6 protein-coding genes are annotated in these 6,737 nt (G+C 72.3%); 4 read left to right on the plus strand and 2 right to left on the minus strand.

Translation table 11 applies throughout. The annotated features are described in order from the left end of the window. Window positions 1-49 precede the first annotated feature (49 nt). Window positions 50-835 carry an NIPSNAP family protein gene (locus tag ACIO1C_RS34645; protein WP_401871482.1) on the plus strand — a complete coding sequence of 262 codons (786 nt, stop codon included), beginning with the start codon at window positions 50-52 and terminating at the stop codon, window positions 833-835. 51 nt (window positions 836-886) lie between these two features. Here the strand turns inward: ACIO1C_RS34645 and ACIO1C_RS34650 are convergent, their stop codons facing one another. Then, window positions 887-1,669 carry a polysaccharide deacetylase family protein gene (locus tag ACIO1C_RS34650; RefSeq protein WP_401871485.1) on the minus strand — a complete coding sequence of 261 codons (783 nt, stop codon included), beginning with the start codon at window positions 1,667-1,669 and terminating at the stop codon, window positions 887-889. A 323-nt stretch (window positions 1,670-1,992) separates the two neighbouring features. Between ACIO1C_RS34650 and ACIO1C_RS34655 the strand changes: the two genes are divergently transcribed. Further along, window positions 1,993-2,742, plus strand: coding sequence for a hypothetical protein (locus ACIO1C_RS34655; protein WP_401871486.1), 750 nt, complete (start codon window positions 1,993-1,995; stop codon window positions 2,740-2,742). Between the two features lie 166 nt (window positions 2,743-2,908). After that, on the plus strand, window positions 2,909-4,537 hold the full coding sequence (locus tag ACIO1C_RS34660) for a discoidin domain-containing protein (RefSeq protein WP_401871489.1): 1,629 nt from the start codon (window positions 2,909-2,911) through the stop codon (window positions 4,535-4,537). A 62-nt stretch (window positions 4,538-4,599) separates the two neighbouring features. Here the strand turns inward: ACIO1C_RS34660 and ACIO1C_RS34665 are convergent, their stop codons facing one another. Further along, window positions 4,600-5,490 (minus strand): maleylpyruvate isomerase family mycothiol-dependent enzyme, encoded by an 891-nt coding sequence (locus ACIO1C_RS34665; RefSeq protein ID WP_401871492.1) that lies wholly within the window; start codon window positions 5,488-5,490, stop codon window positions 4,600-4,602. A gap of 193 nt (window positions 5,491-5,683) precedes the next feature. Between ACIO1C_RS34665 and ACIO1C_RS34670 the strand changes: the two genes are divergently transcribed. Continuing rightward, the gene (locus ACIO1C_RS34670) at window positions 5,684-6,646 is read left to right on the plus strand and encodes a DUF4232 domain-containing protein (RefSeq protein ID WP_401871494.1); all 963 of its coding nucleotides are present in this window, start codon (window positions 5,684-5,686) and stop codon (window positions 6,644-6,646) included. Window positions 6,647-6,737: the final 91 nt, after the last annotated feature.

The following is a 6,737-nucleotide window of genomic DNA, read 5'->3' on the forward strand; positions in this document are numbered from 1 at the left end:
GGGGTCGGTCCACCCGGCCCACGAGGTACGAGAAAGAACGGAGTCCGCTGTGTCCAGAACCGAGCCCGCCGGCCACCCCGCCGTGATCGAGCTGCGCCAGTACACCCTGCGCCCCGGCCGGCGGGACGAGCTCATCGAGCTGTTCGAGCGGGAGTTCGTCGAAACGCAGGAGGAGGCCGGGATGAGCGTGCTCGGCCAGTTCCGCGACCTCGACCACCCGGACCGTTTCGTCTGGCTGCGCGGCTTCACGGACATGGAGGCCCGGCGGGAGGCTCTGTCAGCCTTCTACGGCGGGCCGGTCTGGGCCGCGTACGGCCCCCAGGCCAACGCCACCATGGTCGATTCCGACAACGTCCTGCTGCTGCGGCCCTCGCCCGCCGGGCGCGGCTTCGCGACGGACGCGACGGACGCGGCAGACGCGGCAGACGCAATGGACGCGAGGGACCCGTCCCGACGGCGGCGGGCGGGCGCCGCGGCACCGGACCGTTTCGTGGCCGCCGCGCTGTGGCACTTCCCTCCCGGCACCCACCACGGCGGCGAACTGATCCAGGACGGCCTCGTCCCACTCCTGCGGCGGACAGGGCCCGCGCCCTTCGCGGTCCTCACCACGGAGCCGGCGGCCAACACCTTCCCCAGGCTCCCGGTCCGCACCGGGGAGAACGTCGTCGCCGTCCTCACCTCGTACCCGGACGAGAACGCTCACCGCCGCCACCTCGCCGACACGACGGCCCATCCCCTCGTACGGAACGAGATTCTCCCGGCCGTCGAGCGGGCGCAGACCGCGGCTCCCCAACTCCTGCGGCTGGCGCCCACAGTCCGCTCACTCATCCGCTGAGAAGGGAGGGAGGCGTGCGTGCGTGCGTGTGTCACACCGCGCGGGTCACACTCACCGTACGGGGAAACCGAAGGAGTACCCCTGCTCCCTCAGCCAGGGCAGCACCTCGCGCAGCGCCGCCACGGTCTGGGAGCGGTCCCCTCCCGCGTCGTGGAAGAGGACGGTCGGCCCCTCGGTGATCTCCCTCTGGACGGTGGCGACCATGGTGTCCACGCCGGGACGTTCGAAGTCCTTGGAGTCGACGTTCCAGCCCAGCGGCCGCATCCCCCGGGACGCGGCGAGCTTCCGGCTGTACGGGGTGAAGGCGCCGCCCGGAGCCCGGTAGTACTGCGGCCGGACGCCTCCGGACGCCTCGGTGATCATGCGCTCGGCGTCCAGGATCTGCTGGGACTGGTAGGCCTCGGACTTGGTGTCCATGGTGGTGTCGTGCGAGACGGTGTGGTTGCACAGCCGGTGCCCGGCGGCCACGACGTCCTTGACCAGGTCCGGGTACGCCTTGGCCTGCGTGCCCACCATGCAGAACGTGGCCTTCACGTCGTTGTCCTCGAGCAGTTGCAGCACCTGCGGCGTCCAGGCCGGGTCCGGTCCGTCGTCGATGGTGATGTTGACGCCCCGGGCACCGCGGTCCGAGGCGTGCGCGATGTCCGCCGCCACCTTGGCCACGGTACGGTCCTTGGCCCCGGTGTCCGGCGCCGAGACGCGCGCCTGCGGCTTCGACTCGCCCGCGGGGGCGGCCTGCACGGTCCACATCGAGGTGGCGACGGCCGCCGCCGTCACCCCGAGCGCCGCCGCGAGAACCCTGCTGTGCCATCCCATGCGCTTGTGCCGTGCCATGTCGCCCGCCCCTTGTTGTCTCCGCCGGCTGTTCCTGTGGGCTGATTCCGCCGATGCCGTGCACCCTGCCGTGCACCCATCAAGACACACGAACGCCCCTGCGGGCTCCCTGTGTTACCGATCGCAGACGAATCCGAAGGGGCCCGGCGACAAACGGAGGAAGGCCGCGACAGACGGGGGGCGTGGCCGCCGCCGGATCGGGCGCGCGCCGCCGGTGAGGGGTGGGTGACGCCGGTGAGGGGTGGGTGACGGGTATGGGCCGCCGTGGGCCCCTGTGTTCCCATAGACATACGGAGGCTCGGGGAAAGGGTCGAGGGGGACACATGGGCTCGGCACAGCACAAGGTGATACGGACCGTGGCATGGCTGGTGATCGCTGCCGTGGCTCTCCCCCTCGGGGTGGTGTCGGCCTTTCAGATCCGCGAAGCGCTCGACCGGGAACGGGAGTTCCGTGCCGCGCCGACCTGCGCCTCCGTACCTGTGAAGGCGTCGGGATGCCTGTGGGAACAGGAATTCACCGTACGGACGGCCGACACGCACCGCGGCGAGAAGAACGAGCCGCCGGAAGCGGAGTTGTCGCCGCCGTCCGGTGAGCCGTGGAAGGTGACCTTCCCGCGGACTGATCCCGTGGTGTCGGTGTTGGAGCGGGGCGACCACGTCGTCGGCGTGATCTGGCACGGGCGGGTGGTCGAGGTACGGGACGCGGACGGACGGCGGCAGCAGACGTCCGACGGGCCCCTGGGGTGGCCCGAGGACCGCCTCGGCGGCGCCCTCGCCTCCGTCTCCTTCGGTCTGGCCGCCCTGGTCGGGGGCCTGTGGCCCCTCTTCGTACCCGGCAACCGGCGTCACGCGAAAGCGGCGGCCGTCGTGCGGTGGCACGGCGTCGGCCTGGGTGCCACCGCCATCCTGGCGCTCTGGGCCCAGGCGGCCAACGACTGGCCGATGTGGGCGATCCCGGCGGTCTGGGGGCCGCTCGCGCTCCTCCTCCTGGCCTCCATGGTGGCCTTCGCCCTCGGCGCCCTCCGCGGCGAGCTGGATGACGACACCCCGATCCGGGACGCCGTCGGCGTGTGACGGGTCGGGGCGTGACGGGTCGCCGTGTGACGGGTCGGGGCGTGACGTCGGGGCGTGACGCGTCGGAGCGTTGTCAGTGGGTGCCGGTAGCTTCGTGGTGTCCGAGGACGGGGGTTGTCCACGGGCCGTCAGCGCAGGACCACTGCTCGCTTACTGAGGGACGCTCATGGAACCGGTCTTCGCGGATTTCTCCACCACTCCGGCCCGGCTGTCGAACGCCGTCGTGGGGTACCACCGGTGCGCGGTGGCGCCCTCGCACCTCGCGGTGGGCTCCGACGGGTACATCAAGCTCGACTTCACGACGGAGGGACGCGGTGAAGGCGCCGGGGCAACCGGAGCGGCCGGAGCCGACGGCGACACCGGGGCCGGGGCCGTCCTCACCGTGACGACCCTCGGCGCGAGCGTCCCCATGGACGTCCTGCTCAACGGCAAGGCCGTGGTGGAGGGGCTCACGTTCGCCGAGGCCGGCGGGCACGACGTTCCCCAGGACAGGGGCCTGCCCGTCGACCGGGTTCTGTCCCTCCCGGGCGAACTGCTGGCCCCGGGCGACAACCTCCTGGAGATACGGAGCCCCGCCGGCGAGGAGGGGCTGCTCCGGGTGACCACCGTCACCCTGGACCCCGCCGAGGACACCGGCCGCGCCCGGCGCGCCCTGGCGGCCAGGGCGGGCACGCGGTCGGTCTTCGCGTTCGACACCGAGCAGCGCCCGGTCGACTCCACCGTGTGGCAGCCCGCTTCGCGGCTGCTCTTCCACCTCGACCGGGGCGACCGGGCGGTTCCCGCGCAGCTCTCCTGGCGCGGGACGGACGGCGCGGAGACGGCGATAGCGCTCCGGGTGGACATGTCCGGCTTCCACGGTCACCACCGGGCCGCCGACGGCGCGCTCGGTGAGTTCCGCGGCGTGCTCACCGACCGCTGGGCCTACCCCGACGGCGCCACGGACGTGCCGCCGCACCGGTTCTCCACCGAGGAGGGGCGGGACGGCGACTGGCGTCCCGCCGGTGAGCTGCGCATCCTCCTCGACGACGGCCGGGGGGCGCCCGTGGAGCGGGTGACCTGGAGCGACCGGCGCGGGAACGCGGCCTCGGTCACCCTGACCGCCGCCGTCGCGACGCCGGACGGTCATGCGGCGCCCGGCGAACTGCGCGACATCACCGACACGGTCGTCGGTGTCGAGGCGAGCGACGAGTTCGAGGCCGGAGGGGAGGTCGCGCGGAACCTGCTCCGCACGTCCCGGACCAAGTGGCTGGTGCACGACGACACCGCCGAACTGGACTTCACCCTCCAGCGCCCGGCCGCCGTCGCGTCGTACCGCCTGACCACCGCCAACGACTCCCCGGACCGCGATCCGCGCGACTGGCACCTCCAGGGCTCGCACGACGGCGGTACGTGGACGACACTCGACACCCGTACCGGTGAAGGCTTCACACAGCGCTTCGAGACGAGGGCCTTCGTCTTCGCCAACACCGTGTCGTACCGCCGCTACCGGCTGCGCATCACCGGCAACGCCGGCGGCGACGAGATCCAGCTCAGCCGGATCCAGCTCCTCGCGGGCCCCGGCAGGGCTCCCTCGGCCACCGCCTCCGACTTCATCGGCTACTACGGTCCGGCCGGGGAGGCCCCCATCGGCTACCGGGGTACGACCGTTCCCGGACCGGAGTCCGACGCCACGGGGGCGGGGCAGGACGGGCCGCGGGAGAAGCTGCTCGCGGGTGATCTGACCGACACCGCCCAGGACTTGGACAGCGCCGCCCGCCTCCTGGGGAAGCTGGCGGAGTACCTCCGGACCTCCTGACCTCCTGACCCGCTCCGGACGGTTGTTCCGGGCTGCTGTTCCCGGCTGCTGTTCCCGGCTGCTCAGGGCTGTTCGGGGCTCGGTTCCCAGACGATGGAGACGATGTCCAGCGCCGCGTCCGACAAGGTCGTGTCCCCGCGTGTGGTCGCCCGGTCGTGGGCTGTCCGCACGGTGATGCCACGGGTGGCCAGGCGCCACAGGGTGTCGGCGCCGATCACCACCTCCGCGTCCACCTCCGCCTCCGCGTCCGCGCCCGCCGCCGGGGCAGGAGCGTCGTGGTCCAGGGTCCAGCGGTCGGCGCGGCGTACGGCGGTCCACCGGCCGCCGGCCGGACCGGGTACCCGTACGCGAACCGTCGTGGCCACCGGTGCCGGGGTCCGGTGCAGGGTCTGCGGAAGGGCGCGCAGGAAGGTGTCGAGCACGGGGTGGAGCAGCCGCGGCGCGGTGGCGCCGGGCCGGCCCACGGCGTCGCGGATCTGCTGCTGGTGGACCCACAGCTCCGAGTATTCGCGGGCGATGTCCAGCCAGGCCGGTGCCTCCCGTCCGGGTGCCGCCCAGGCCACGTCCACCCCGGCGGGACCGCCCATCTCCCGCCCCGACCACTCGACGTCCAACTGCGCTCCCAGATGGGCCAGTAGGTCGATGAGCAATCGAGGGCTGATCTGCCGCGCGGTTCGGACGAAGTCCTCGTTGGTCCGCGCCAGGAAGGCCGCCAAGGTCTCGCCGGAGCCGAACTCCGGTCCGGGGTGCCGGTCGCGGCCCGCCGACAGGCGCCGGACGTAGTCGTGCAGGATGTGGCCGGCCACATCCCGCACGGTCCAGCCGGGGCACACCGTCGGACGGGCCCATTCGTCGGGTTCCAGCGCCGCCAGCAGGTCGGCGAGGGCACCTCGCTCGACGGGGAACAGCGGTCGGACGTCCAGGGGCGGTCCCAGCCAAGTCCAGTCATCCATCGAGACAGTGGACCACTGGGCCGCCACCGCCCACCACAGCTTTCCAAGGCTTTCCGACGCCGACCGCCGACCGCCAATCGCCCATCGCCACCGGCCAACGCCGCCCAACGCCACCCCACTTGTGACACCCCTGTGACCCGAACTGTGACCTCCGCCACGCGCGCGGGGCCAACACCCCCATGAAGATGACCGGATGAGCAGACGACCCGCCCCTCTCCGCCCGCGCCTCGCGGCGACCGCGCCTCTCCTGGCGGCTCTCGCCGCGATCGCCCCGCTGCTCGCGGCCTGCGGGTCGGAGAGCGCGGGCGCCGGGAACAGCGTCGCGAGCCCCGCCGTACCGTCGACCCGTACGCAGGTCACCGATCCGGGCAAGGACGGTGTACGGATCACCTCGCTGACCCTCCCGGCGCCCTCTCCGTCGCCCACGAACGACTACCTCGTCTCCCCCGAAAGCCTCCCCGGGGACTCGGGGATCTCCGCCGCCTACGAGGTCACCAACGACGGCACCGAGACCCTGACCTACTCGGTCATCTTCACCTTCATGAGCGGTGACGGCGGGTCCATGGGCAACAAGACCGTGACCGTACGCGACGTCGGCCCCGGGAAGACCGTGCGGGGCACGGTCCGGGCCGACCAACTGCCCTCCTCCGCGCCGCTGGTGACCGGGGCCAAGGTATTCCAGGTGCTCAAGGTCCCCGCCGCCGAGGCCCCGGCCGAACCGGGCACCTGCCCCGCCTCGGGGATCCGGGTCAGCGCCGACCGGGGCGACGCGGCCATGGGGCTGCGCGTCGTGGGCCTCCACCTCGACAACTGCGGTACGGACACCTACACCGTAGGGGGCTACCCCCTGCTGGAGCTCCTGGACGACAACCGGAAGCCCGTCGACGGCGTCAAGATCCTCGACGGCAGCGGCGAGATCAGCACCGGCGCCGGCCCCGACGAGCAGCCGCGGCCCGTCACCCTCAAGCCCGGCGAGTCGGCGACCGCGGGCCTGGTGTGGCGCAACACCACCCAGTTCGGCACCTCCGTGAACGTCCCGTACGTACGAGTCCGCGCGAAGACCGGCGCCGCCCCCGTGATGGTGACCCCGGGCCTCGACCTCGGAACCACCGGCAAGCTCGGCGTGAGGCCGTGGAAGAAGGCGGAGGCCCGCTAGTATCCTGAGTCTTAAATTCCCGTATAGTTGGGTCATGGTACGTCCGGGACCGAAGCTTGCGCCGTTGGATCTGACTGATGCTGAGCGATCG

Source organism: Streptomyces sp. NPDC087420 (assembly GCF_044744165.1).
Lineage (GTDB): Bacteria > Actinomycetota > Actinomycetes > Streptomycetales > Streptomycetaceae > Streptomyces.